The following is a 24,488-nucleotide window of genomic DNA, read 5'->3' as shown; positions in this document are numbered from 1 at the left end:
TTATTAATTATCTTAGTAAATAGTATTACTTAATAATGATAAATTGCTAGTTAATTGTACAATTTTTGTAAAAAATTGTACAATTAGGGCCGGAAACTTAATTTAAATGTTAACTTAAGGAATACACTTGTGAGTAGATATTTATTATATTTTTTATTGATATTAATGCTAGTAGCTTGTGGTAGCAAAAGGACAGGTTTAATGGAAAGAGATGGAATATTTGCATTAATTGAGACAAATAAAGGTACTATAGAAGTTGAACTTTACTATAAAATTGTACCTCTAACGGTTATGAATTTTATTGGTCTTAGTGAGGGTGCTATTAAAAATTCTGTTACAAATCGACCTTATTTTGAAAATATTGTTTTTCATAGGGTTATTGATAACTTTGTTATTCAAACAGGAGATCCTACAGGAACTGGTACTGGAGGGCCTGGTTATGTTTTCCCCGATGAATTCAATAAAGATTTGAGTCATAATGAGCCAGGAATTGTTTCGATGGCTAATGCTGGTCCTGATACTAATGGGAGTCAATTTTTTATTACGCTTAAAGATAATCTTACTTACCTTGATTTTAGGCATTCAATTTTTGGTAAAGTGATTTCGGGAATGGATACGGTTCGCAGTATAAGTCAAGGAGATAAAATAGAGAGAGTTGAGATTATTCGTGTTGGTGAGGATGCAAAAGCTTTTAAAGTTGATAATGAAGGATTTTTAGAATTGAAAAAGAGTTATGAGGCAAAAAAAATTGAAGAGGCTGAAAAATATATGGCTTCTCAGCTTGCAATAATTGACCAAGATTACAAAGATTTTCAAAGAGATAAAAGTGGTATCTTATACAAGATAAATAAAAAAGGAAATGGTAAGCATGTTAAGAATGGCAATGTTTTAAAAGTAGACTATGAGGGATTTTTACTAAGTGGAGTAAAGTTTGACAGTTCAATTGACAGGGGTGAACCAATAGAGCTTGTGGTTGGTAGTGGTCAAGTGATTGAAGGTTGGGACATAATGTTGTCAGATATGTGTGAGGGGGAGGATAGGGTTATAATAATTCCACCAAGTCTTGCTTATGGAGATAAGATCGTTAATGAGATTATAAAGGCAAATTCTTTTTTAAAGTTTAATATCATTTTAAGGAAAATTAATTAATGTTTAATCAAGTTTTTTGTAACGAAAATATTAAATATGAGATTTATAGAAAATTCTTTCATATTTCTACTTTAATATTTTTATTGTTTTATAAAGTAAGTTTTTGGATAGGTCTTGCGTCTAGCCTATTTTTTTTGTTTGCATACTTAATTTTGGAAATATTTAGAATCATGGAAATAAATTTATTTTTTCTTAAAGGTATATCAGAAATAATAGTAAAGTCTAGAGAAGTGTCTTCGTGCAGAATATCTCTCTCCCCAATATTTTTGGTAGTGAGTATGTTTTGTACTTATTTTCTTATAGCTGAGCCTTTTAGTTATATTGGGATATTTTCTGCATGTCTTGGAGATGGTCTTGCAAGTCTTTTTGGTAAACTAATTCCATCTTTTAAACTTGTAAATAATAAAACATTCTCAGGCAGTGTTGTTGTCTTTTTGGTTGCTTTTATTGTTTGTTATTATTTTTTCCCAAATTTTATACTAGCATCAGTTATTGGGATGGGAGCGGTGCTTGTAGAGCTTTTTGATTTTGAGAAATACGATAATTTGTTTTTGCCTGTAGGCGTATCGACTTTATCTTTTGTGTTGATTTCTTAAGGTTTATAGCCAATAGAAGAAAAGTTTGCCTGATTCTTTTAAGTACATTGGTACTCCTATTAAGATTGGGATGAATGCATAAGGTATTTCTATGGAATTGAGATAAATTCCTAATACTATTAGTAATATTGATACAAAGAGTAAGAGATAGCTTAGATTTTTTTTCTTTAAGCATGCTACTAAAAAGTTTATTGGTATTAATAATAAGAATAAATAAACATAAAATTTATTGTTTTTTGTTGAAGAGAGGAAATCATATGTGTGGTCATAAGCATTAATAGGGACTAAAGAGCTATAGATCATTGAAAAAGTGAAAATTAAGTAAATAGTGTAAGTTATTGATTTTATTTGAAAATCACATATGTATAGGCTTAGAAAAAATAAATTTAGTAATGAAAATACGGTTATTAAGTGATAAAATTTCATGAAATGATAAAATTCTAAGCTTAATATATTATTTAAGAGATAATATTTGAAAATAGAAATAGGTTCGAGTATAAAAGAACAAATGAAACAATAAAAAAATACGAATTGTATGTTATTTGTTCTTTTATAATTGATGTATGTCCAAGTGGATCCTATGATTCCAATGCTGAAGATAAAGAATGTATTGATCAAAATCAATAAATTTTTATTATAGATTTTAATAAGATAGGTATAAAACTTTATATTAAAGTTTATATGATACATGAATATTGATATAACAATAATGCCTAAGGTAAAGGTTATTAAGAGGAAAATGTTTAATTTTGCAAAGATTGTTTTCATTTAAATTCCCAAGAATATAGGTCTTTTTTCATTTTAATTACTTTTTTTATTCCAGCATCAAGTTTCGCAAAGAAATCTATTTTAGTTTTATCTTCAATTAAATTAACATTTACAACATAATTTCTAAGTTCTAAGTCTTGGGCCTTTTCATTTGGAATAATGAAAGCCAATATATCATAAGAATTGTTATTGTTTAATGATAGCACTATTTTATAAAAATTTTTTGGGATTAGAATTTTATTCTTTCCAATAAATCCTTTATTTTCTGTTAAAATTCCTGCACTAACAATATAAATTTTTTCTTTTAAGATAGCCCATTTTCTAACTAGGCGTTCAAGTTTAAGCCAGATTCCTGAATTGAATTCTCTTTGTTGAGGAGATATGTTTGAGAGGAAATAAGTATCTAGCATTGCATCTTTGGAAAAAGACATGTCAGCAGAACTGACGATGTGCCCTCTGTCATATCCGCTCCTTATATAGTCGCTTAGCTTAGGAGAGATTCCTTTAATATCTTTATCTTCAAAAAATTTCTTACTTCTCGTTATTTTTTTTTCTCTAAGCAAGGTTAAAGCTAGTTCAACCATTTCTCTTTTTAATTGGTAAGCTACCCATTCTGATTGTCTTGCACTCTCAGCATATCCTAAAGAGTAGTATTTTTTATGTAGCACTTGGGTAGTAAGATATCCTTTTGGTAAGAGATATTCTTCTTTTAGTTCTGTTGGAATTTCAGGTCCGTAAATTTTGTCTTTGAGTTTTTCTAAATAATTAGAAGCTATTTCTTTTATGTTATTTAAGATTTTGGGATTTTGATATAAGAATAGAAATCCTAATAAGATTAATATGTAAAAACATAATAAAATTTTTAGCTTTTTCTTCATGATTTTGCCCCTTTGCTACTTTTAAGATTATATCTAATACCAAAATCAAAAGAAATATTGAATGTATCAATAAATAAACACTCAATTTTTGAATAGATGTTTAAATAAGATATAGCTTTTTTTGTAGAGAATTCAAAGAATATGTATGGCTCTATTACATAAGGTAATTTGCTATAAAATTTAAGATCTCCTATTAAGTTTGTTGAAAGGTAAAATCGTCCCCCAATACCCATGGTAGAAGATAAATATTTTATTTTTTTAGATAAATTTATAATATGCCAGTTTATTCCTATGCCAATGTAAGAGCTTGAATATTTAACTTTTTTGGATATGTTATAGTCTTCAATCATTAGAATCATACAAGTAGCTAAGAAATCAATATTGTTAATGGCAAATATGTAATAGGGTCTAAATAGTATGTGATTTATTTTTGAATTTAGAAAAAATCCTGTTCCAAGCCCCGTTCCTGTTGAATATATAAATCCTCTCTCTACTGAGAAAAAATTATTTTCAAGATTAGTTGATTGTAAACTTTCTTTATTATTTGTTTCATCTATCTTTTGTACTTCATTATTTGAAGAGTATAAACTGGCACATAGCAGTAAAAAATAAAATTCGATTATTTTTTTCATCATTAAATCAATTTAAATAATATAAAATAATTTGAAAATAAAGAAGAGGGGGGGAATCTAGGTTGTTTGTACTATGATAGAATTGAATTAAGTACTTAGGAGGTTAGAGGTTATGTTTTTAAATTATTTAAAGAAGGAACTTATTTTTGTATCTAATGAAATAAGTTCCAAGGCTGAGGCAATTAATTTTTTAGTTGATCAAGTAAGTAAAAGAGGTTATACACATGATAGAGCTAGATTTCTTCAGGGCTTACTTGATAGAGAAAATATTGGTGATACATCTTGGGAAAATGGAGTTGCTATTCCGCATTTTATAGGAGATGTTGTAAGTTCAAGTTTTATTTCATTGCTTTATATAAAAGGTGATGGCATAAAATGGTCTGATGATAATCCTCCTGTTAATTTAATATTTTTAATTTGTATGTCAAAAAGCCAGCAAGGTGGTGCCCATATTAAGTCAATAGCTTTCATAGCCAAATTATTCGAAAATGATGATTTTAAAAATATGTTAAAGGTTATAAATAGTCCTGATGAAATTTATTCTTATATAGAAAATGTCGATAAAACTTTTACAGATGATACTTCAAATGCTTCTAAGTTAGAAAAAGTAGTTGCTGTGTGTGCTTGTCCTGTGGGAGTTGCTCATACATATATTGCTGCTAAGAAGCTTGAAGTTGAGGTTAAAAGACAAGGATACAACATTAAAGTTGAGACTCAGGGTTCTATTGGCATTGATAATCCTTTAACAGAGACGGATATTAAAGATGCTGATGTTGTAATACTTGCGGTGGACAAGGATATTGATGAAGAGAGATTTGATGGAAAGAGAGTTTATAAGGTTTCAACTGCAAAGACTATCAATAATGTAGGAAATGTTATTAAAGAAGCCTTTAGTGCGCCAGTATTACATTACAAAAATATTCATACTCTTAAAGATAAGTCTGGTAAGGGTAAGTCTGGTTTTTATAAGTATTTAATGAGCGGTGTTTCTCCTATGGTTCCAATTGTAGCAAGTGGTGGTATTTTAATAGCTCTTGGAATATCCTTTGCAGGAATTGGTTCTGATGGTCCAAATTTTGATGAGTATCCTTTTTATAAGACAATCACAGATATTGGTGCTGTGGCTTTTGGTATGATGTTGCCAGTGCTTTCAGGGTTTATTGCTATGGCAATTGCCGATAAGCCGGGTCTTGCACCAGGTCTTGTGGGGGGTGTTCTTGCCAGAGATGTTAAGGCAGGATTTTTAGGGGCAATACTTGTAGGATTTATGGCGGGTTTTGTTGCTAGATGGATAGCAAGAAGAAAGATTCCTGAATGGCTTAGACCCGTGATGCCTATATTTGTAATTCCGTTAATCAGTACTGTTATTATTGGGCTTTTCATGATTTATGGGGGTATTTATATCGGCCAATTTATGGAATTGCTTGAGAATGGTCTTAAATCGCTCCAGAATAATTCAGAAACTTATGGTATTGTAGGGAAGTTATTTCTTGGATTAATACTTGGTGCTATGGTCGCAATTGATATGGGAGGGCCTTTTAATAAAGTTGCATTCCTTTTTGGTGTTGGTATGATTCCTCAAGTTCCACAAATAATGGGTATGGTCGCATCAGCTATTCCTGTTCCCCCTATGGCTATGGGACTTGCTACTCTGCTTATGCCTAAATTATTTGAAGAGGAAGAGAGAGAGTCTGGAAAAATATCGTTCTTAATTTCTTTTATTGGTATTAGCGAAGGTGCTATTCCTTTTGCTGCTAGTGATCCTGCAAGAGTATTGCCTTCAATAGTGCTTGGAGGTGCTGTTGCAAGTATTATTGCGGCATTTTTAGGCGTTGCAGACCATGCTCCGCATGGAGGACCAATAGTTCTTCCTGTGGTTGATAACAAATTGGGATTTATTATTGCAATAGCTGTTGGAGTTGCTGTTGCAACAAGTTTGGTTATCTTTTTAAAATCTTTAAAAGTCAAGGCATCTAAATGAGCGTTGATAATATATTTTTGATGAGAAATGAAATTAAGAAATATGATTGGGGTGGAATTAGTTTCATCCCCTCTCTTTTGGGACAAAGGGAAGATGGGTTGCCTAAAGCTGAGATGTGGCTTGGAGCACATAAGACATTTTCTAGTAAGATAGTAGTTGATGGTCAGTACATTCCTCTTTGTGATTTTTTAGAAAGTCATAAAGATCTTTTGGGATGTGAGAGTGAATTATCATTTTTATTTAAGGTGCTCTCAGCTCAAAGGCCTTTATCAATTCAAATACATCCTTCAAAAAATATTGCTTTAAAGGGCTTTAAACTTGAGAATGATAGGGGAATAGATATTAATGATTTTAAAAGAATTTATAAGGATGAAAATCCAAAGATAGAACTTGTTTATGCATTAAGTGATTTTTATGCTCTTAAGGGATTTTTACCTTTCCTTGAAATTGAGAGTATATATAAAAAATTGAAATTAGATTTTCATTTTACAACACATAAAGAATTTATAAAAACTATATTTAGTTTGCAAAAGTTTGCCATTGAGGATGCTATTAATAAAGTGAAAGAAAATTTAGGCTCCATAGATGATTTTAGAGCTTATTGGTTTAATGAGATTTATAAGATTTATGGGGCAGATATTGGTCTTTTGGTATTTTTAGGAATGCATATTTTTAAATTAAATCCAGGTGAGGTGATTTATACAGAGAGTCAAGAAGTTCATGCTTATCTTAAGGGCGAGTGTCTTGAACTTATGACTAATTCTGACAATGTGATTAGGGCAGGTCTTACTACTAAGTATATTGACAAGGATGAAATGCTTAAGGTTGGTAAGTTTGAAGAGGGAATGTTTTCATTATTAAGGGGTGAGAATATTAATGATTTTAATGTATTTAAGCTGCCGGGTACTAATTTAAGTTTATTTCAAAGAGATATAAATGGAAGGATTTGCTTTAAAAGAGATGGTGTAATGATACTATTAGTCTTGAATGGGGCAATTCAGATTAATAATAAATTTTGCCTTAAGAGGGGAGAAAGCGTATTTATAGGGAATTGTGGTAAAGAATTATTAATTTGTGGAAATGGAGTAATTTTTATTGCACTATCTTTATAGTAAAATGTTGGTATTTTGACTTTAGTAAAGTTTATTATTTATATTAAAACTTTGATGAACCCAATTGAGAAAAATTTAAATCTCATTCCTTCAAACACTATTTTTGGTTTTGTGAGAAATATTGTTGGACCTAGTGTAGGATAAATTTTAAATCCTAATGATAAATTTTTTATAATTTTATATTCTATTGATAAAGGTAATCTGGTTGCTATTGCTATTCTGTCATAAGGAGCAGGTTGTTTACTTCCAGGGGAAGTTAGATTTGCTTGGGACCAGTCTGCCCCAACTCCAAAGCCCCCTCCAACTATGAAAGATTTTCCTATTTGTTGTCTGAAAATTAGATCAATGGCAATTAAATTGTAAGGTTTAAAATTTGTAGAGTTGAAGTATAAGAAACTACCATATCCAAGATCTATGTCTACATATGGAACCGAGATTAAAAGATTGATAAGAGGATTTCCAATTCCTGTTCCTGCTGCAAATGAATAAGGATGTTTTTTGATTTTCATTGCGTGGGGATTTGTGGTAATGTTTGGTTGGGATTTTGGAGGAGTGGGTTGAGGTTGAGGTTTTGGAGGGGCTGGTTGAGGTTGAGGTTTTGGAGGGGCTGGTTGAGGTTGAGGTTGAGGTTTTGGAGGGGCTGGTTGAGGCTTTGGAGGGATAGGTTTATCATTTGTGGTGCAGATGATCCCATCATCTTCTTGTTGGCATTTAATGGAATAAGTTTCATTAGATTGAGAGAATGCAAAATGGTATAAGCCAAATATTAATAATAATATAAATATTTTTTGAGCGTTTTTTTCCATTAATTTTCCTTTACATGTATATTTTTATGAATCCAAAACCAAAAAATGCGAATCTGATTCCTTCCGTTGATGTGGGGTTGAATATCATTGTTCCGCCAATTGTTGTTACAGCCTTAAAGCCTATTACAATCTTTTTAAAGAAACTGTATTCCAATATAATAGGAAGCCTAAGCACAATGCCCAATCTATTGTTAGATGAGGTTATTGAAAATTCCTCTTGTTTGGTTGTATTATTTTTTCCGGCTATATTTGAAGCATCTTGCTCATTTGATTTTATTTGAGATAAGTCAACTCCTATACCAATTCCACCGGCGATCATTGTATTTTCATAAATTTCTTCTTTAAATAGGGCATCAGTTCCGAAAATAATATAAGGTATGAAATTGTTAGGATGTAATCCATTAAAGCCCCCATATCCAAGGTTTATTTCTACATATGGGAAATTAATAATGATATTGACTATGGGATTGCCAATTCCAAATCCTATTCCGAATGTGCTTTGTTGTGCTTGTTGCTTGTTTAATATTCTATTAAGAGCCGTTGGATCAAGTGTTGTTGCAACAGATAAACTTGTTAAAAAAATCATAATCAGTTTTAATAATGTTTTCATAAATTCTCCTTCAACTTATGTCTTCTGATTAGGTGTGCATAATTCTTAAAATTATATTTCATAAAAAGTAAGATATTAATGGATTCTCTAGTAGTTGATATTTTTATAATTTTTTTTATTTTGTATATTTTGAGTGTTAAAATTTTTTTCATATCAACATGTTTCTGACAATTTTGAGTCATGAAAATTAGATTTATTTGCTTGTATTTTATTAGGTGATATCAACTTTTGGTTAAGTTTTGAAATGTAGTAACTTGGGAAGTTATTAATATCAATAAAATTTAATTTTGGTTTTTTGGAACTGGCGGGTAGAGAGTTATTTGTGGCATTCCTGAAGTTATTTTTTAGTCTAAATTTTTGGCATGGTATTATAGTTAAACCTATAAGTATTGTTCTACATATTTTTTCCCAATATTTATTGTAAAATATAAACATATTTTTGCAACTTATAAAATAAATATTAGAGCAAAGATTTATATTAAAAATATGTTTGACATATTTTTAATATAAATATAAATCTAAGTATAGATTTGACTTACAAGTTGATAAGGCTACTTTTTATTTTTTTACATGCTTTTTAAAGACATATTTTTAATGTATGATTCTTATTTAGCGTTTTTACTATTTTCTTATTGGTTAAATTACGGTGTTCAGATTAGAGATCTAAATAGCATGGCTGGATGATTATAGGCAAAATGTTATTAATTATAAAACAAAAGAAATTTTTTGCTTTTCAATGCAAATTATGTTGTTTCTTATAATTAGGATTTCTAAAATTTTTCAAAGAAGGTGAAGTTTATGGGTGATTTTATTTCTTCAAAGGAAGAAGAGTTTTCTAAGTGGTATTTAGATATAGTGCAAAAGGCAAAACTTATTGATTACAGTCCTGTTAAAGGTTGTATGGTTATTATGCCTTATGGATATGCTATTTGGGAGAGAATTAAGAGCATACTTGATGATAAGTTTAAAGAGACAGGACATGAGAATGCATATTTCCCATTGCTTATTCCTTATGAATTTCTGGAGAGAGAAAAAGAACATGTTAAGGGATTTTCACCTGAACTTGCTGTTATAACAACTGCGGGTGGTGAAGAATTAGCAGAACCTTTGGTTTTAAGGCCTACTTCTGAGACAATTATTTGGAATATGTATAGCAAATGGATAAAATCTTATAGGGATTTGCCTGTTAAAATAAATCAATGGGCAAATATTATTCGTTGGGAGAAAAGAACAAGACCATTTCTTCGTACTACTGAGTTTTTATGGCAAGAAGGGCATACTGCCCATGAGACTGCTAAGGAAGCTTTAGAGGAGACTTTATTTATTTTAAACCTTTATAAAAGGTTTGTTGAGGATTACTTAGCTATTCCTGTATTTTGTGGGCAGAAGACAGAAAGGGAAAAATTTGCAGGTGCTGTTTCTACTTACACAATTGAAGCATTAATGCAAGATAAGAAAGCTTTACAAGCAGGTACATCTCATTATTTGGGATTGAATTTTGCCAAGGCTTTTGATGTTAAGTTCCAGAATAAGAAAGGTGAGATGGATTATGTTTTTGCTACTAGTTGGGGAGTTTCAACTAGGTTAATTGGAGCATTAATTATGGTTCATTCTGATAACAAGGGTTTAATATTGCCACCAAAAATAGCACCAATTGAAATTATTATTGTTCCTATTTTTAAAAGAGATGGTGATGCTAATCAAAAGATTCTTGAATATTCGATTATTATTTTTAATCTTTTAAAAGAAGCAAAGTTTAGAGTTGAGCTTGATAGAGATGTCAAAAATTCGCCAGGCTTTAGATTTGCTGCTGCGGAACTTAAAGGAATTCCAATACGAATAGAGATAGGTTCTAATGATATTTTTATGAACTGCGTCACTGTTGCAAGAAGGGATAAAGATAAAAACTCTAAGTATCAAGTATCAGTTGAAGAGTTGTCATCTAAAATACGCCATGAGCTTGATATTATGCAATGTGAATTATTTAATAGGGCATTAGAGTTTAGAAATTTGCATACAAAAGAAATTATTGGATTTAAAGAGAATGACTATGATATTTTTAAGACTTGTATCAATGAACATTTAGGATTTGTACTCTCTTCATGGTGTGGGAGTGAAGTTTGTGAAGAGAGCATTAAAAATGATACAAAAGCTACAATACGGTGCATTCCTGAGGATTTTCAAAATAGGCCTTTAAATGGTTTGACTTGTATTTATTGCAATGCAGCAGCCAAGCATCTTGTCTTATTCGCAAGATCTTACTAATTGAGTGCATTTAGAGATTAATTTTAAGTATCTTGTAATTCATTAAAATCTACTATTTGCATTATTGCAATATTGGAGGTGAAGTCGATCATTAGAGCTAGAGATGTTAAGATTGGAAGTATTGGGATTATATTAGAGTAGCTAAGCTCAATTCCTTTTGTATAAGTTGAGCATAGCATTGTAATTATGTAAATTAAACTATTTGGTATGTGTGGAAATGCAAAAATAAAGAGAAATGCTAATATGCTCATATAGCTTATTTCGTAGATTGATATGGGCAAGCTAGAGTAAGATTTTAAAATAATAAAAAATGAAATTGTTGAGATAAAAATTGTTCCAGATTTAGAAATAAAATTGATTATTGGTATATTTGTGATTATCGATTTTTTTATGTTTATTCTTTCATTTTTAATATCTTCTATTAAGACAGAATAGGGGACATAAGTATCCATTGTTAAGCCAGCAAATATTATATTTTGGATGGATATTAGTATGTTCTTATATGATAATTTGAAATTTTTAGTTAATCGATAGCTAATCATCGGAATTATTATTAATATAATTATTATTGTCCATAATGATAAAAAGATTATGCTATCTATGTAGTATTGATAATTTTTAAAATTTTTTAAATTTGTAGTATATGCTGCTGTGATAAAGATAATTCCAAAGTGTAAGATTTCGACAACTATTCCGTTTGCATTATAAAAAAGATTTGATATGCTTAAAATAAGTTCTCTGGCAATTCTTCCCTTTTGTTTCGCATAATAAAAACTAGTGCCAATAATAATTGAGATAATATAAATACTTAAGAGATTTGGGTTGTTGTTTGTGAGTATTGTAAAAATATTTTTGGGGAAAAATGTTTCGAGAAGTTCTGTTTTATCAAACATATAGAGATTTTGAATATTCTTGTCTAATATTGGAATTCTTTGAGGTAGATATATTGTTGCGACTGCAATGGATATTATTACCCCTACAATGTTAATTAACATTCCATAATAGATTGTTTTTACAAATAATTTTTTGAATTTTTTATTTTCAATTATGTTTTCTATGCCAAGTGGAATTGAAAATATTAAAAAAGGAATTAGGGAGAGATAGGCCAATCTTATGAAAATATGCGATAGTGTATTGTAGGCTTCGGAGGGAAGAAATAATCCAAGCAGTATTCCAGCAAATATCGTCAGATAGAATTTTATTTTTGTATTCATAAGTTATTCCTTTGCGAGTTTGAAAAATAATATTATTAGCATAATAGATCTTACTAAATTTTTTGGTAAATATAAACTTTGGTAATATTATTTATTATGAAAACATGTAAGTAAGTCCGATTTTGGAGAGGAAGTTCTTGTATAAGTATCCTGACTTGGTCAATACAGATTTAAATTTAAGGTTGCCTGAAATTAATGTATTAGAAGAACATGATAAAAATTTTTTTACCGATGATTATTATAAAAATCTTATCTCAAGTGATAAGGATATTGGTATTAGGCTTCATAAAGCATTGTTAGATTATTTAAGTCCACAATCGGTACAAGAAGGTGAGAGGGCTGCTAATTATAGGCAAATAATTAACATTTATTGGAAATTTTTGAAATCAATAGCCAAAAATGTTTTGAATTTAACAATTGAACAGAAAGTTTTATTGAGATTTGCTGCCCTTCTTCCAAATGCTCTTAGCAGTGAACTTAAATCTTTAATTTCCAAGACCATTTGGGATAATAATTATAATGAACCATTTATCTATTTTGATGAATGGATTTATGGCGTTAATGAATTGAAGTTAAGAAGGCTTGCAATTGATGAACCGATGGCAAATATTAAAGATGATGACGTGAAGAAGATATTGTTTAATAAGCAAGAAAAGCTTTTAGCTAATATTGATTTTGCAAAGAGCAGTCTTAAGAAAAGTGATAAGGCAAGGATTGAAGCTATTACTAATCTGAAAAGCATGTTCAAATTTTTATTCGTTGAGACCTCATATAATCATGAGATACTTACAGATGAATTTGAAGTGAGAACAATTTATTCTGATGATATTTTAAAACCTTTAAATTTCGCATCTCATTACATTGATAGCTTGGTAAAGACTAATAAGGAAATCGTATCTTTGATTGCTCAGATTAAGGAGGCAAATAAGGAGCTTCTTGAGATTAAAGATAGAATTCAAGAGATCGATATGCCTAATTCTTCTGCTATTGCAGTTGAAGAAGTTGGATCTTTAATGGAGGCTAATAAGCTCACTATTGGGCCTAGGGGCAATCATTTCCCAATATTACTTAAAAGTAATGTGGTTACAAATTCTCAGTTTTTTGGTAGTAGGGAGAGAATCATTCAGCTTGTCAGAGAAATTGAAAGTATTCAGCCTAGAATTTTTTATAAAAATTATAGAGGGGATTTATTAAGGATTGTTCCTTATTTTATATTAATACCATCTTATGGTGAGAGAGGAATTTGTTGGGAGCCTGTTGATATTAAAAACCGAGTTAATGGACGAGGTAAAATATTAATACCTATGTATTCTAAGGATTTAAGAAAAGCTATCATTTTTGGCGTTGGAGATTTTATTTGGGAGCTTGCAAAAGATCAAGCATCGTTTAGATGGATGGAAACAGGACTAACAGGTCAGTATTATGAATACTATTCTAAATTTATTAAGAAAGGCAATATTAAAAATTTCTTTTTAGATGATTATTTCCTTTGGTTAGATAAGGAAAGCAAAGGAGTTCAAAAGATTGAGAGGATGGTTCGCGGCATAATGTGGCGCAATACTCCTTTTTCTAAAGATTTAAAGGAAGAGCTTAGTAAAAAATCTTTTGTATATAAGGACCTTTTTGAAAAGGATAAAAATATTGAAATGTCAGATGGGTATTAGTTACTTTATATTATTTTATACTTTTTGAAAATATTTCTTATATTTTTATTTTTTAAGTTCTTAATTTCTTTTTTATATTCATCTTTAATATAAGCATTTTTTTTAAGTAGTAGCTCAATTAAATCAGTATTTTCAATTTCTATTGCAGCTTGCATAGGTGTTTTTCCATTCTTAAGAGTGAGGCTTAAATCAGCACCTTTTTCTTTTAAAAGATTGAACATTGTTTCATTGTTTAGGTATATTGCCCAAAATACTGATGGATATTCTGTTTCGTCTATTCTGTTGATTTTAATTCCATAGTCTATTAATGTTTTGGTAGTGTTAAAATCGTTATTGATGATCGAAATTGATAGTGGAGATATTTTATGTTGAAAATTTATTTCTGCTGAGATATTTAGGGCTATTAAAGTACCCTTTATATTTTGGAAATATACGGATGTGATTAGAAGGTCATTTTTTATTTTCTGTAACTCTTTTAATATATTGTTGTTATTTAGATCTATTGACTCTATAAAATTATCTAGCCTTTCTTTATTTGTTTCATATTCTTTATTACTAGGATTATAAATTGTTTTTGATAATTCTTTTATTATTGTTGTGTTTTCATTTGCATTTAAGAATGTAATCAGTTGTGTTAATAATAGTATGCGCATTATTTTCATTGATTCTAACCTTTAAGTAGTTTTTTGGGATTGTTTTGTAAGTATATCTTGACTAGGCTGAGCGCTATTAAACAGTATGATTGCGATTTTATCCTTGTCATTGATTATTATTAAATCATCTTCAACGCTTTCAGGGGATATGAATATGAGTTGTAAGGCATTGTTTGTATAGTCTAGCAGACAGAAATATTCTTTTCCTTCCGTGGTCATTAGTTTAACAGCGTTTTTATATGAAATCTGTAGATTTGGACTAAGTCCTATTATTTCAAATGTTCCAGAGCTTGGGAGATTATAAATTTTTTTATCTGTTTCCCAGACAAAAGTTTTATCGCTTTTAAATTCAATATTTCCATATTGTGTATTTATTAAGGTTCCATAAGATATTAATCTATTTATTAGATTTTGATTTTGCTTTTCTGCTTCAAGAATAATTTTTTCGATATTTTGTTCAATGATAACGAATTTAGATTCAAAGTTGTGTTCTTTAACTTTTACGATTGACTTGTAGTAGTTTTGCGTTTCTCTTTCTAAGATAATAAAATCTTCATCTGAAGTTTCAGATCTAAATAGAAATCCATTAGGTTTGACCTCCTCAACAATATTGAATTTGCAATGTAAGTTTAATTCGGGCATATTAATTTTTATTTCATTTTTGGGAGTAAAAAATAGTCCATAGTCTTCTCTTAGTAGATTGGTGTTATAAGTGTTATTGGCGATCATTTTTTCGTAGTATAGCGGTCTTAAATATTTGATATTTTTAAACGTATTGATTATATCATTTTGTGAGGCTTGATCTAATGGACTTGTGAGTATTGTTCCTGGAATATTATCAAAAATTTCAAGTGAGTAATTGAAAACATAACCTTTATATCCATCTTTTGTTAGTGCGTGTAGCCATCTCCCTTTAAGTGAGCCTGCTTCTGTTTCTTCCCCAATGTGTATTATTTTCAAGATAGCTTCTTTTGGAATTCTATATATTATGTTTTCTCTATAGCTGTCCGGAGATGTTCTTAAGGGCAAGAGATCTTTTTTACTTATAGCATACTTGTTTACGTATGGTTGAATACTTAGTTTAAATTTTTCTGCTTCTTTTTTTGTTTGAAACTCTTCTATTGTGAATTTATGTACGATAAATTTTGTTTCATTATAGTTTATTGTTATTATTTGTTTTTCTTGATCGGTATTTTCTATTTTGACAAGTGAGCCGTTTGGTAGTTTTTCTCTGTTGTTTGAATCTAGAACAATACCGTATTTATTGTTCTTATTAAAACAAGATAGAAATAATATTATCGATAAGATATAAATTAATTTTTTATTCATGTTAAATCCTGATAGTTTTTATTGATCCTAAGATGTGTTTTGTTATGCATGACCTTTATTATATAATAAAAATAATGAAGTTATTAATTCAAGCGTTTGGACTAATGCTGGTTTTTAGCTGTTGTAGGATTAAACAGAGCGAAATTCAGAGTCTCTTAGGTCTCTTAGAAGAGTCAAATAAAAAGGGTTTAGATAGATTTCTTATTGTTGATAGGATAGTCGACATTCATATGCGCAATAAAGATTATAAAGATGCTTTAAGAGTTGTAAATCAAGTAATTGCTAATGATGAGAGTGGGGAATATTATCCTTTGTATTTTTATTTGATGGGCAATATATATTCTTCCATCAAGGAAGACTTAGTGGCTTTTACTTATTATAGATATGTTGTTGATAATTTTGATGATTACATTTATGAAAATAGTTCTGTAAAATTAGATATTGCAAAAAGGGTGATCAATTTAAATATTGAAGCTGGGGACAAAATACGTTATTATAAATTATTGCTTAATGATAATGCTGAGAGTCTTATTAATGCAGATAGGGGTAATTATTATTACAATCTTGCTTTAAGTTTAGAGAGTATTCAAAATTATGATGAGGCGTATTTTTATTATAAAAAGTTGCTTTCAATACCAAGGTCGGACTTAAGAATAGATTCAATAGATTATTCTGGTGTTATTACTAAGATTAATTATTATAATAATCCAGACTTTGTAATTTATAGAAATTTGAATGATTTAATTCAGGATGTTAAGAGATATATTTTTTCTGGAAATACTGCAAAATTATTGAGCATAAGAGATAAGCATAATTTTTTCATTCAAAGTTGGGATCAAAGGGGTGGGAAGAGCAATTCAATTAATACAAATAGTTTTTTGACGACGATGATTAAGCTTGGAAGTAGGCGGAAAAATGGAATACAGTTTGCAAGTAGTTTTGAGGCTGATTCTAGTGATGATATATCTTATCTTGGGTCTAGTGGCTGGGAGCACATTTGGGAATGGTATTTTGTCTTTAAGAAAATTTCTTATCCAAAGGATCCAGAAATTAATAATGGTTGGGCTTGGATAGGTGTTTATTTGGGGAAAAAGTAGGGAGATTTGATGTGAATTTGCTAAGTAGCCTTTTAAGTTTTTTATTTTTATTTTATTCTAATGTCTCTATCATAAATGATTCTTTATCTAAATCTAGCATAAAGAGAACGATTGATTGGGATGCAAAGGTTGTTTATTTTGATATTATTAAACCAGTAGATGAGGATAGATTTGGTAGAGTTGGGCTTGATTCTACGTCTAGATTAGTGTTTAGCGTTAATGATTTTAAGGATACTTTAATAAGGCAGTCTCTTTTTGAAATAACAATTGATGCTGATAATACTTTTAAGGATTATTTTGACTCCGATCCCCATTTAATACTTTATTTTTCGGGACTTGATAGTATTTTGAAAAGGGGATATACTAAGTATTCAGAGGATTTAAAAAACATAACTGTTAGGTATGAGCTTTCTCTTTTTCCTGATTTTATGAACTTGTTTTTATCTCATAGTAAGCCTTATAGAGCTTTTTATCCATTAACAAGTACAAGTGCTGATCAGTTTATTTATACTGGAATTATTATTTATGCGGGTGATGATTATAAATCTTCTTCGGGTGGTGTTGTGAAATTAACGGATGCTTTCTTTATTAAGATTTATGATGAGAGTATTAAGCTTTATTTTGATAAAAGAATGGTTGATCCAGATACACTTAGGAAGTGGGGAATGCTTGAATATACAGATGATATTTCTTATAAGAATAAGAATAGAGTTGGGAATTATCCTTTAAGGTTGATTGCTAAAGGAGTTTATGGTAAAAATCATTCAGATATCATACTTGATGAGTATTCTATTAATAAGATATTTTCAAATAAAAACAATGTTAATCTTTTAAGAGAAGGTAAGCTTGTTATTATTAAATAAGAGTCTGGAAATATAATTTTGGGGCTTGTCTTTTTTCAGATAATAAATTAACATGATATAAGGGTTTATTATAAAGGGAAGAAATGCCCTTGTAGCTCAGGTGGTAGAGCACCACCATGGTAAGGTGGCGGTCGTCGGTTCAAATCCGATTGAGGGCTTTTTTAGTCAGGAGTGTTATTATGGGCAAGAAAAAAGGTAAAGGTGCTGTTGAGCTTATAGCTTTAGTATGTGAGGAAACAGGAATTAGAAATTATACGACTACTAAGAATAGGCGTAATAAACAAGAAAAATTGGAATTAATGAAGTATTGTCCAATTCTTAGGAAGCATACTCTTCATAAAGAGGGTAAAATAAAATAACTAAAGTGATAGGTCAGTAGTTCAAGGGTGGAACGGCGGTCTCCAAAACCGCATGTTGGGGGTTCGAGTCCCTCCTGACCTGTTGTCTGTATTGTTAAAGAGAGGCTTTTAAATGTTTAAATTTGTTAAAGAAAGTGTTTTAGAACTTAAGAAAATAACATGGCCTAAGTATGGTGAAGTAATAGGCAGCGGGAAGCAAGTTTTTTGGTTGGTTGTTTTTATTTCTATTTTTTTAGGTATAGTAGATTATATCATGTATCTTGCTATAGCTTATGTATTTTAAGGAAAGATTATGTCCAGGGCCTGGTATGTATTACAGACTTTTTCTCAGTATGAGAAAAAGATAGAGCAAGAAATAAAACTATTGATCAGTGAAGGTATTTTTGGTGCTAATGTTTTAGATGTTAAGGCCCCTATTGAAAGGGTAGAGGAGATAAAAAACGGGAAAAAGCGGATACGAGAAAGAAAGATTTGGCCGGGGTATATTCTAATTGAGTTAGATCTTCCTGAACAGGACTGGAAAAGCACTGTAGCTAATATTATTAAGATTCCAGGTGTTGTAAATTTTGTTGGTACTAATAAAGAGCAAAAACCACTTCCAATTAGTGATGAAGAAGTTAAGAGTGTTTTTATGCTTGCTGGGGAGATTAAGGCAGATAAGTCTATTTTTATACTTTATGATTTTGAAGAAGGCGAGAGAGTTAGAATTAAAGGAGGGCCTTTTGATTCTTTTGAAGGGATTATCGGGTCTATCGATTATGAGAAAAAGAAATTGAAAGTTGCAGTTCAAATTTTTGGAAGATCAACTCCTGTTGAGGTTGATTTTCAACATATAGAGAAAATTTAATAATTAGCATATTAATGGGAGCTTAAAGGCGTTATTACCATAAGGAGTTATTTTATGTCTAAAAAAAAAAGAGAGGTTGCTTGGATCAAGCTTCAAGTTCCAGCTGCTCAAGCTGCTCCAGGAGCTAAAATAGGTCAGGCCCTTGGACCCCATGGTGTTAGTGGTCCTCAGTTTGTTAAGGAATTTAATGAGAGGACGGCTAAAATGGAGCCAGGGATTGTCGTTCCTGTCATTATTACTGTTTACAGTGATAAAAGTTTTTCATTTATTATAAAAACCCCACCGGCTTCGATCTTAATTAAGAAGGCTGTTGGAATAGAGACAGGTTCTAAGAAATCAAATACAGAAAAGGTTGGAACTATATCAAAAGAAAAAGTAATGGAAATTGCAAGGATTAAAATGCCAGATTTAAATGCAAAAACCGAACTGGCGGCGTTTAATATCATTGCAGGAAGTGCTCGTTCTATGGGTGTTGAGGTGGAAAAATAATGGCTAAGAGTGGGAAAAAATATATGCAAGCTATCTCTAAGATAGATAAGCTTAAATCTTACAGCATAGATGATGCAATCTCTTTATTAAAAGAGATCAAGTTTGTCAAATTTGATGAGACTATAGATGTATCTATTAATCTTAATTTAAAGAAGAATCATACAGTTAGAGATACAGTTGTTTTGCCAAATCAGTTTATGAAGGAAAAGCGAATACTTGTTTTTGCAAAAGGTGATAGAGCTCAAGAGGCAAAGGAAGCTGGTGCCGCTTATGTTGGGGATGATGATCTGATTAATAAGGTTAAAGGTGGTTTTAGTGATTTTGATATTGTTGTTGCAACGCCTGATATGATGAAAGATGTGGGAAAGCTTGGTCCTATTTTAGGTAAGAGAGGATTGATGCCAAATCCTAAGACACAAACGATTACAAATGATTTAAAGGGGACAATAGCTGGTCTTAAGAAGGGTCGTACAGAGTTTAGGGCAAATAAAAATGGTGTGCTCAATTTTTCTGTTGGTAAGTCTTCTATGGATAACAAGAAGATAAAGGAAAATTATGATGAGTTTATTAAAGAATTGCTTAAAAGACGGCCTAGTGATTTAAAGGGGACTTTTGTGGATAGTGTTTATATTTCATCTACAATGGGGCCTTCTGTGAAGATTGATTTTGTTTAGGAGTTGAATTATGCATACAAAGATAAATCCTAAAAAGGTTGAAATGTTTAATTCGTTGAAAGAGTTTTTAGATGGTAAAGATAATATTTTTTTCCTAGATTATAGAGGACTAACAGTAGCAAAGCTTACTGAATTGAGAAATAAAGTTGAAAATGAAAAGGGCGAATTAAAAGTTGTTAAAAACAACATAATGAAGCGAGTTTTGAAAGATAGACATATGGAAGGTCTTGATTCTTACCTTTTAGGACCAACAGCTGTTGTTACTGCTGTTGATGAGGCTAATGTGATTGCAAAAATTTTTTATGAGTTTGTTAAAACTAGCACTTTAAAAGTTAAGGGAGGCTTTGTTCTAGGAGAAGTTTATGATGAGGCTAAACTTAATGCTTATAGTCAGCTTCCTACTAAGAAAGAAGCTATTTCTTTATTTATGAGTGTGCTTAAGGCTCCAATGTCAAAACTTGCAAGAACTTTAAAGGCTTTGTCTGATGTTAAAGTTGAATCATAACAGTGTTTAGTCTTAATACGGTGCATGCTATCGCTGTTTGAAATATATGTAAAAGGAGTTAAGTTAATATGGCACTAAGTAAAGAAGATATTTTAAAATGGCTTGAGGAAGCTAAAACAGCTGAAGTTGTTGAGCTTATAACAGCTATTGAGGAAAAATTTGGAGTTACTGCTGCTGCGGTTGCTGTTGCTGCTGGACCTGGTCCTGCTGCTGGTGCTGAGGAACAGACAGAATTTGATGTAATGCTTGTATCTTTCGGAGATAGTAAGATAAATGTTATTAAAGAAGTAAGGGCTATTACCGGGCTTGGACTTGGGGAAGCTAAAGCTTTAGTTGAAGCTGTTCCTAAGGCAGTTAAGGAAGGTGTTTCAAAAGCAGATGCTGAGGAAATAAAGAAGAAACTAGAAGCAGTTGGTGCAAAAGTTGAAATTAAATAAAACATTAAAAATATGCCAGATTTGTTATTCCACATGTCATTTTAGTGGCATGTGGTTTATTGTGTCTTAAAAAAGGAGTCTTTTAATGATAAAAAGGGTTCATCTAGGACAAGGAAAAGCCGAAGAAATTTTAGACTTACCTAACCTAATAGAAATACAATTGAATTCTTATGAGAAATTTTTGCAGCTTGAGAGATTAAAAACGAATAGACCTTTGCTTAATGAAGGCCTTGAATCTGTTTTTAGGGATGTTTTTCCTATGAAAAGTAGCAATGGTGAGGTTGCGCTTGAATATGAGAAATACTATATTGAATATAATTCTCTTAGTTTTACTGAAAAAGAATGCAAAAGAAAGGGCCAAAGTTATGAAGCTGTTTTAAAAATAAGATTAAATTTGCAGTTTCTAACAACAGGAGAGATAAGGCAAAAGGATGTCTATATGGGGACTATTCCTTTAATGACTGATAGAGGGACTTTTATTGTTAATGGTGCTGAGAGAGTAATTGTATCACAGATTCATAGATCCCCTGGGGTTGTTTTTTACAAGGAAAAAGACTTATATTATGCTCGTATTATTCCTTATCGTGGTTCTTGGCTAGAATTTGAGATAGACTCAAAAAAAGATTACCTTTATGTTAAGATAGACAGAAAAAAAAGAATACTTGTTACTCTTTTCTTAAGAGCTTTAGGTCTTAATACTAGAGAGAGAATAATTGAAACTTTTTATAAGATTAGAAAAATTGAGGTCAATGAAGATACTAAAAGAGAAATCACAGGACAATATTTAGCAACAAATATTATTATAAAAGAAAATATGACTTATCGTGCAGGTGATAAGATAACTTTGCAAGATATTGAAGATTTCTTGCAAAATGGAGTAAAAGAGATAGACCTTATTGATTTTGATGGATATGATAGTGTTCCTGGAAAACATTTTATTAGTTCCGATGTTATTTTAAATTGTTTCGAGAAAGAAGATGCTTATTTTTCTCTAAAAGATGGCTTTAAAGAGCTTTCAAGAGAATCTGTAATGCTTGCGGTTTATAGTGTGCTTTTACCTGGCGAGCCAATATCCATTGATAATGCTGAGAGTGATTTAAGAAATGTGTTTTTTTCAGAGAAGAGATATGATCTAGGTCATGTAGGTCGATATAAGCTTTCTAAAAAGTTTGGTCTTGATGACTTAACGACTTCAGTTCTTACTATGACAGATATAGTAAATACGATATCTCATCTTTTAAGAATATATGATGGTCATGATGTTCTTGATGATATTGATCATCTTGGAAATAGAAGAGTTCGTTCTGTTGGTGAGTTGCTTACAAATATATATAAAGGTGCAATGTCAAGAGTAGAGAAAATTGCAAAAGATAGAATGTCTAATAAAGAGGTGTTTAATCTTAAGCCTCAAGAATTAATAAGTGTTAAACCTATTGTTTCTGCTGTTAAAGAATTTTTTGCAACTAGTCAGCTTTCACAATTTATGGATCAAGTTAATCCTTTAGCTGAATTGACTCATAAGAGGCGTCTTAATGCTTTGGGTCCTGGGGGGCTCTCAAGAGATCGTGCAGGTTTTGAAGTAAGAGATGTGCATTATACCCATTATGGTAGAATGTGTCCTATTGAGACTCCTGAGGGACCAAATATTGGTCTTATTGTGTCTTTAGCTACTTATGCAAAGGTAAATGATTATGGTTTCTTAGAGACTCCTTATAGAAAGGTGGTTGACGGCAAGGTTACTGATGAGATCGAGTACTTGTCTGCAATTGATGAGGAAAAAAAATGTATTGCTCAGGCAAATGCTGCTGTTAATGCAGAGGGTAATTATATTGATGATTTGATTTCCGTTAGAGTTTCTGGTGATTATACTACGATGATTCCTAAGAATATCGATTATATGGATGTTTCACCTAGACAGTTAATTTCTGTTTCTTCAGCATTAATACCTTTTCTTGAGCATAATGATGCAAACCGTGCTCTTATGGGTTCAAATATGCAACGTCAAGCAGTTCCTTTGTTATTTCCACAACCACCTATTGTTGGTACTGGTATGGAGAGAATAGTCGCAAAGGATTCTGGTGTTGTTGTTAAGGCAAAAAGGTCAGGTATAGTCGTATTGGCAACGAGCAAGAAAATAGTTATAAGACCTGAGGATGCGGCTGATGATCATGATTTAGATGAATATGAACTTGCTAAATATGAGAGGACAAATCAGGATACTTCTTTTAATCATTCGGTTTTAGTTAAAGAGGGTCAAGTAGTTAATAAGGGCGAGATAATAGCTGATGGTCCTGCTACTAGATATGGAGAAGTGGCACTTGGTAATAATCTGCTGGTTGGTTTTATTCCTTGGAATGGATTTAATTATGAAGATGCTATCTTAATTTCTGAGAGGATTATAAAGGAAGATCTTTATACTTCAATTCATATTAAAGAATTTAGTATTGAGGTAAGGGAAACTAAGCTTGGGCCTGAGAAAGTTACAGCTGATATTCCCAATGTTAGTGGGAAGATATTAAATAAGCTTGATGAGAATGGAATTGTACGAATAGGAACTTATGTAAAGCCGGGTGATATCTTAATTGGTAAGGTTACGCCAAAATCAGAAGGAGACATTACTCCTGAATTTAAGCTTTTAACGTCTATTTTTGGTGAGAAGGCAAAAGATGTTAAGAATAATTCACTTAAAGTACCACATGGTACTGAAGGTACTGTAATTGATGTTCAAAGAATTACTAAGGATGATGTTAGCAATCTTCCACCTGGTGTTGATGAGATATTGAAGGTTTATATTGCCAAGAAAAGGAAACTTAAAGAGGGTGATAAAATGGCAGGGAGACATGGGAATAAGGGTGTAGTTGCAAAGATTCTTCCTGTTGAAGATATGCCATATCTTGCAGATGGAACTCCTCTTGATATATGTTTAAATCCCTTAGGAGTGCCGTCTCGTATGAATATTGGGCAATTAATGGAGTCTCAGCTTGGTCTTGCTGGTAAATATCTTGGCGAATATTATGATGTTCCTGTGTTTGAATCTGCTACAAATGAATGCATTCAGGAAAAATTAAAGAAAGCCGGATTTAATGAAACGTCAAAAGCAGTTTTATATGATGGATATACAGGAGAACCATTTGAGAATGAGGTAATGGTTGGAATTATATATATGCTTAAGCTGCATCACCTTGTTGATGATAAGATGCATGCAAGGTCTACAGGGCCTTATTCACTTGTGTCTCAGCAACCTCTTGGAGGAAAGGCACAATTTGGTGGTCAAAGACTTGGAGAGATGGAAGTCTGGGCACTTGAGGCTTATGGAGCTGCTCATACTCTTCAAGAGCTCTTAACAGTGAAATCAGATGATATGTCAGGTAGAGTTAAGATATATGAGAATATAGTTAAAGGCATTCCTACTAATGTATCTGGAATTCCTGAATCTTTCAATGTTTTGATGCAGGAGCTAAGAGGTCTTGGTTTTGATTTATCAATTTATGATGATAAGGGCAATCAAATTCCTTTAACAGAAAAGGAAGAGGAATTAATTAATAAAACTTAGGTTTTGA

Annotated in this window: 24 protein-coding genes and 2 tRNA genes; 18 read left to right on the top strand and 8 right to left on the bottom strand. The window is 31.0% G+C overall.

The window, feature by feature from the left end; all coding sequences use genetic code 11:
• Positions 1-129 precede the first annotated feature (129 nt).
• Both bhDAH_RS02025 and bhDAH_RS02020 read left to right on the top strand, forming a co-directional pair.
• Positions 130-1,149, top strand: coding sequence for a peptidylprolyl isomerase (locus bhDAH_RS02025; protein WP_012422177.1), 1,020 nt, complete (start codon positions 130-132; stop codon positions 1,147-1,149).
• Positions 1,149-1,745, top strand: coding sequence for a diacylglycerol/polyprenol kinase family protein (locus tag bhDAH_RS02020; protein WP_012422176.1), 597 nt, complete (start codon positions 1,149-1,151; stop codon positions 1,743-1,745). Before bhDAH_RS02025 ends, bhDAH_RS02020 begins: the two co-directional genes overlap by 1 nt.
• Before the next feature lie 3 nt (positions 1,746-1,748).
• On the opposite strand, the gene bhDAH_RS07570 is transcribed toward bhDAH_RS02020, so the two are convergent.
• Genes bhDAH_RS07570 through bhDAH_RS02010 form a run of 3 tightly spaced genes read right to left on the bottom strand, consistent with a single transcriptional unit; the run spans position 1,749 to position 4,023 of the window.
• The gene (locus bhDAH_RS07570) at positions 1,749-2,513 is read right to left on the bottom strand and encodes a hypothetical protein (RefSeq protein WP_012422175.1); all 765 of its coding nucleotides are present in this window, start codon (positions 2,511-2,513) and stop codon (positions 1,749-1,751) included.
• Positions 2,510-3,391, bottom strand: a complete 882-nt coding sequence (locus bhDAH_RS02015) for a DNA/RNA non-specific endonuclease (protein WP_012422174.1) — start codon at positions 3,389-3,391, stop codon at positions 2,510-2,512. Before bhDAH_RS02015 ends, bhDAH_RS07570 begins: the two co-directional genes overlap by 4 nt.
• On the bottom strand, positions 3,388-4,023 hold the full coding sequence (locus tag bhDAH_RS02010; protein ID WP_043924434.1) for a hypothetical protein: 636 nt from the start codon (positions 4,021-4,023) through the stop codon (positions 3,388-3,390). The genes bhDAH_RS02015 and bhDAH_RS02010 overlap by 4 nt, the downstream gene beginning before the upstream one ends.
• Before the next feature lie 112 nt (positions 4,024-4,135).
• Here bhDAH_RS02010 and bhDAH_RS02005 point away from each other — a divergent pair, with 112 nt between their 5' ends.
• Both bhDAH_RS02005 and manA read left to right on the top strand, forming a co-directional pair.
• Positions 4,136-6,004, top strand: coding sequence for a fructose-specific PTS transporter subunit EIIC (locus bhDAH_RS02005; protein WP_012422172.1), 1,869 nt, complete (start codon positions 4,136-4,138; stop codon positions 6,002-6,004).
• Positions 6,001-7,116, top strand: a complete 1,116-nt coding sequence (manA, locus tag bhDAH_RS02000) for a mannose-6-phosphate isomerase, class I (RefSeq protein WP_012422171.1) — start codon at positions 6,001-6,003, stop codon at positions 7,114-7,116. The genes bhDAH_RS02005 and manA overlap by 4 nt, the downstream gene beginning before the upstream one ends.
• A gap of 38 nt (positions 7,117-7,154) precedes the next feature.
• Here the strand turns inward: manA and bhDAH_RS01995 are convergent, their stop codons facing one another.
• Together bhDAH_RS01995 and bhDAH_RS01990 are read right to left on the bottom strand one after the other, a co-directional pair.
• Positions 7,155-7,922: a DUF3996 domain-containing protein gene (locus bhDAH_RS01995; RefSeq protein WP_012422170.1), complete on the bottom strand. Its 768-nt coding sequence runs from the start codon at positions 7,920-7,922 to the stop codon at positions 7,155-7,157.
• A 10-nt stretch (positions 7,923-7,932) separates the two neighbouring features.
• Positions 7,933-8,532, bottom strand: a complete 600-nt coding sequence (locus tag bhDAH_RS01990; protein ID WP_012422169.1) for a DUF3996 domain-containing protein — start codon at positions 8,530-8,532, stop codon at positions 7,933-7,935.
• A 798-nt stretch (positions 8,533-9,330) separates the two neighbouring features.
• Between bhDAH_RS01990 and proS the strand changes: the two genes are divergently transcribed.
• Positions 9,331-10,797: a proline--tRNA ligase gene (proS, locus tag bhDAH_RS01985; RefSeq protein ID WP_043924433.1), complete on the top strand. Its 1,467-nt coding sequence runs from the start codon at positions 9,331-9,333 to the stop codon at positions 10,795-10,797.
• 23 nt (positions 10,798-10,820) lie between these two features.
• Here proS and bhDAH_RS01980 read toward each other — a convergent pair whose 3' ends face one another.
• On the bottom strand, positions 10,821-12,011 hold the full coding sequence (locus bhDAH_RS01980) for a dicarboxylate/amino acid:cation symporter (protein WP_012422167.1): 1,191 nt from the start codon (positions 12,009-12,011) through the stop codon (positions 10,821-10,823).
• Positions 12,012-12,148: 137 nt separating this feature from the next.
• Between bhDAH_RS01980 and bhDAH_RS01975 the strand changes: the two genes are divergently transcribed.
• A complete protein-coding gene (locus bhDAH_RS01975) occupies positions 12,149-13,675 on the top strand; it encodes a hypothetical protein (RefSeq protein WP_043924432.1) in 1,527 nt (508 codons plus the stop codon).
• A 5-nt stretch (positions 13,676-13,680) separates the two neighbouring features.
• Here bhDAH_RS01975 and bhDAH_RS01970 read toward each other — a convergent pair whose 3' ends face one another.
• Together bhDAH_RS01970 and bhDAH_RS01965 are read right to left on the bottom strand one after the other, a co-directional pair.
• The gene (locus tag bhDAH_RS01970; RefSeq protein WP_012422165.1) at positions 13,681-14,337 is read right to left on the bottom strand and encodes an ankyrin repeat domain-containing protein; all 657 of its coding nucleotides are present in this window, start codon (positions 14,335-14,337) and stop codon (positions 13,681-13,683) included.
• A 12-nt stretch (positions 14,338-14,349) separates the two neighbouring features.
• A complete protein-coding gene (locus bhDAH_RS01965) occupies positions 14,350-15,657 on the bottom strand; it encodes an SH3 domain-containing protein (protein WP_012422164.1) in 1,308 nt (435 codons plus the stop codon).
• A gap of 74 nt (positions 15,658-15,731) precedes the next feature.
• Between bhDAH_RS01965 and bhDAH_RS01960 the strand changes: the two genes are divergently transcribed.
• From bhDAH_RS01960 to rpoB, 12 genes are all read left to right on the top strand, one after another.
• Positions 15,732-16,754: a tetratricopeptide repeat protein gene (locus tag bhDAH_RS01960; RefSeq protein ID WP_172643766.1), complete on the top strand. Its 1,023-nt coding sequence runs from the start codon at positions 15,732-15,734 to the stop codon at positions 16,752-16,754.
• A gap of 11 nt (positions 16,755-16,765) precedes the next feature.
• Positions 16,766-17,617: a hypothetical protein gene (locus tag bhDAH_RS01955; RefSeq protein ID WP_043924431.1), complete on the top strand. Its 852-nt coding sequence runs from the start codon at positions 16,766-16,768 to the stop codon at positions 17,615-17,617.
• A gap of 85 nt (positions 17,618-17,702) precedes the next feature.
• A tRNA-Thr gene (locus tag bhDAH_RS01950) sits at positions 17,703-17,775 on the top strand.
• A 21-nt stretch (positions 17,776-17,796) separates the two neighbouring features.
• On the top strand, positions 17,797-17,976 hold the full coding sequence (gene rpmG / locus bhDAH_RS01945; protein WP_011772345.1) for a 50S ribosomal protein L33: 180 nt from the start codon (positions 17,797-17,799) through the stop codon (positions 17,974-17,976).
• 10 nt (positions 17,977-17,986) lie between these two features.
• Positions 17,987-18,058 (top strand) — tRNA-Trp (locus bhDAH_RS01940).
• 30 nt (positions 18,059-18,088) lie between these two features.
• The gene (gene secE, locus bhDAH_RS01935) at positions 18,089-18,259 is read left to right on the top strand and encodes a preprotein translocase subunit SecE (RefSeq protein WP_012422161.1); all 171 of its coding nucleotides are present in this window, start codon (positions 18,089-18,091) and stop codon (positions 18,257-18,259) included.
• A 9-nt stretch (positions 18,260-18,268) separates the two neighbouring features.
• The gene (gene nusG, locus bhDAH_RS01930) at positions 18,269-18,823 is read left to right on the top strand and encodes a transcription termination/antitermination protein NusG (protein WP_012422160.1); all 555 of its coding nucleotides are present in this window, start codon (positions 18,269-18,271) and stop codon (positions 18,821-18,823) included.
• Between the two features lie 54 nt (positions 18,824-18,877).
• Positions 18,878-19,312: a 50S ribosomal protein L11 gene (gene rplK / locus bhDAH_RS01925; RefSeq protein ID WP_012422159.1), complete on the top strand. Its 435-nt coding sequence runs from the start codon at positions 18,878-18,880 to the stop codon at positions 19,310-19,312.
• Positions 19,312-19,986: a 50S ribosomal protein L1 gene (gene rplA / locus bhDAH_RS01920; protein ID WP_012422158.1), complete on the top strand. Its 675-nt coding sequence runs from the start codon at positions 19,312-19,314 to the stop codon at positions 19,984-19,986. The genes rplK and rplA overlap by 1 nt, the downstream gene beginning before the upstream one ends.
• Before the next feature lie 10 nt (positions 19,987-19,996).
• The gene (rplJ, locus tag bhDAH_RS01915; RefSeq protein WP_012422157.1) at positions 19,997-20,491 is read left to right on the top strand and encodes a 50S ribosomal protein L10; all 495 of its coding nucleotides are present in this window, start codon (positions 19,997-19,999) and stop codon (positions 20,489-20,491) included.
• A gap of 68 nt (positions 20,492-20,559) precedes the next feature.
• Positions 20,560-20,928: a 50S ribosomal protein L7/L12 gene (rplL, locus tag bhDAH_RS01910; RefSeq protein WP_012422156.1), complete on the top strand. Its 369-nt coding sequence runs from the start codon at positions 20,560-20,562 to the stop codon at positions 20,926-20,928.
• 85 nt (positions 20,929-21,013) lie between these two features.
• Positions 21,014-24,481, top strand: coding sequence for a DNA-directed RNA polymerase subunit beta (rpoB, locus tag bhDAH_RS01905; protein WP_012422155.1), 3,468 nt, complete (start codon positions 21,014-21,016; stop codon positions 24,479-24,481).
• Positions 24,482-24,488 lie beyond the last annotated feature (7 nt).

The sequence above is a fragment of the Borrelia hermsii DAH genome, from assembly GCF_023035675.1.
Lineage (GTDB): Bacteria > Spirochaetota > Spirochaetia > Borreliales > Borreliaceae > Borrelia > Borrelia hermsii.
Note: the sequence above shows the minus strand (reverse complement) of the source record. Positions and strands in the feature narration are given on the sequence as shown.

Excerpts from the sequence above, each read along its gene's own strand:
- bhDAH_RS02005 (WP_012422172.1), top strand. The coding sequence starts at position 4,136 with ATGTTTTTAAATTATTTAAAGAAGGAACTTATTTTTGTATCTAATGAA.
- bhDAH_RS01990 (WP_012422169.1), bottom strand. The coding sequence starts at position 8,532 with ATGAAAACATTATTAAAACTGATTATGATTTTTTTAACAAGTTTATCT.
- rplK (WP_012422159.1), top strand. The coding sequence starts at position 18,878 with ATGTCTAAAAAAAAAAGAGAGGTTGCTTGGATCAAGCTTCAAGTTCCA.
- bhDAH_RS07570 (WP_012422175.1), bottom strand. The coding sequence starts at position 2,513 with ATGAAAACAATCTTTGCAAAATTAAACATTTTCCTCTTAATAACCTTT.
- secE (WP_012422161.1), top strand. The coding sequence starts at position 18,089 with ATGTTTAAATTTGTTAAAGAAAGTGTTTTAGAACTTAAGAAAATAACA.
- bhDAH_RS01980 (WP_012422167.1), bottom strand. The coding sequence starts at position 12,011 with ATGAATACAAAAATAAAATTCTATCTGACGATATTTGCTGGAATACTG.
- proS (WP_043924433.1), top strand. The coding sequence starts at position 9,331 with ATGGGTGATTTTATTTCTTCAAAGGAAGAAGAGTTTTCTAAGTGGTAT.
- rplL (WP_012422156.1), top strand. The coding sequence starts at position 20,560 with ATGGCACTAAGTAAAGAAGATATTTTAAAATGGCTTGAGGAAGCTAAA.
- bhDAH_RS02010 (WP_043924434.1), bottom strand. The coding sequence starts at position 4,023 with ATGAAAAAAATAATCGAATTTTATTTTTTACTGCTATGTGCCAGTTTA.
- nusG (WP_012422160.1), top strand. The coding sequence starts at position 18,269 with ATGTCCAGGGCCTGGTATGTATTACAGACTTTTTCTCAGTATGAGAAA.
- bhDAH_RS02015 (WP_012422174.1), bottom strand. The coding sequence starts at position 3,391 with ATGAAGAAAAAGCTAAAAATTTTATTATGTTTTTACATATTAATCTTA.
- rpoB (WP_012422155.1), top strand. The coding sequence starts at position 21,014 with ATGATAAAAAGGGTTCATCTAGGACAAGGAAAAGCCGAAGAAATTTTA.
- bhDAH_RS01970 (WP_012422165.1), bottom strand. The coding sequence starts at position 14,337 with ATGAAAATAATGCGCATACTATTATTAACACAACTGATTACATTCTTA.
- rplA (WP_012422158.1), top strand. The coding sequence starts at position 19,312 with ATGGCTAAGAGTGGGAAAAAATATATGCAAGCTATCTCTAAGATAGAT.
- manA (WP_012422171.1), top strand. The coding sequence starts at position 6,001 with ATGAGCGTTGATAATATATTTTTGATGAGAAATGAAATTAAGAAATAT.
- rplJ (WP_012422157.1), top strand. The coding sequence starts at position 19,997 with ATGCATACAAAGATAAATCCTAAAAAGGTTGAAATGTTTAATTCGTTG.
- bhDAH_RS01960 (WP_172643766.1), top strand. The coding sequence starts at position 15,732 with ATGAAGTTATTAATTCAAGCGTTTGGACTAATGCTGGTTTTTAGCTGT.
- bhDAH_RS02020 (WP_012422176.1), top strand. The coding sequence starts at position 1,149 with ATGTTTAATCAAGTTTTTTGTAACGAAAATATTAAATATGAGATTTAT.
- bhDAH_RS01995 (WP_012422170.1), bottom strand. The coding sequence starts at position 7,922 with ATGGAAAAAAACGCTCAAAAAATATTTATATTATTATTAATATTTGGC.
- bhDAH_RS01965 (WP_012422164.1), bottom strand. The coding sequence starts at position 15,657 with ATGAATAAAAAATTAATTTATATCTTATCGATAATATTATTTCTATCT.
- rpmG (WP_011772345.1), top strand. The coding sequence starts at position 17,797 with ATGGGCAAGAAAAAAGGTAAAGGTGCTGTTGAGCTTATAGCTTTAGTA.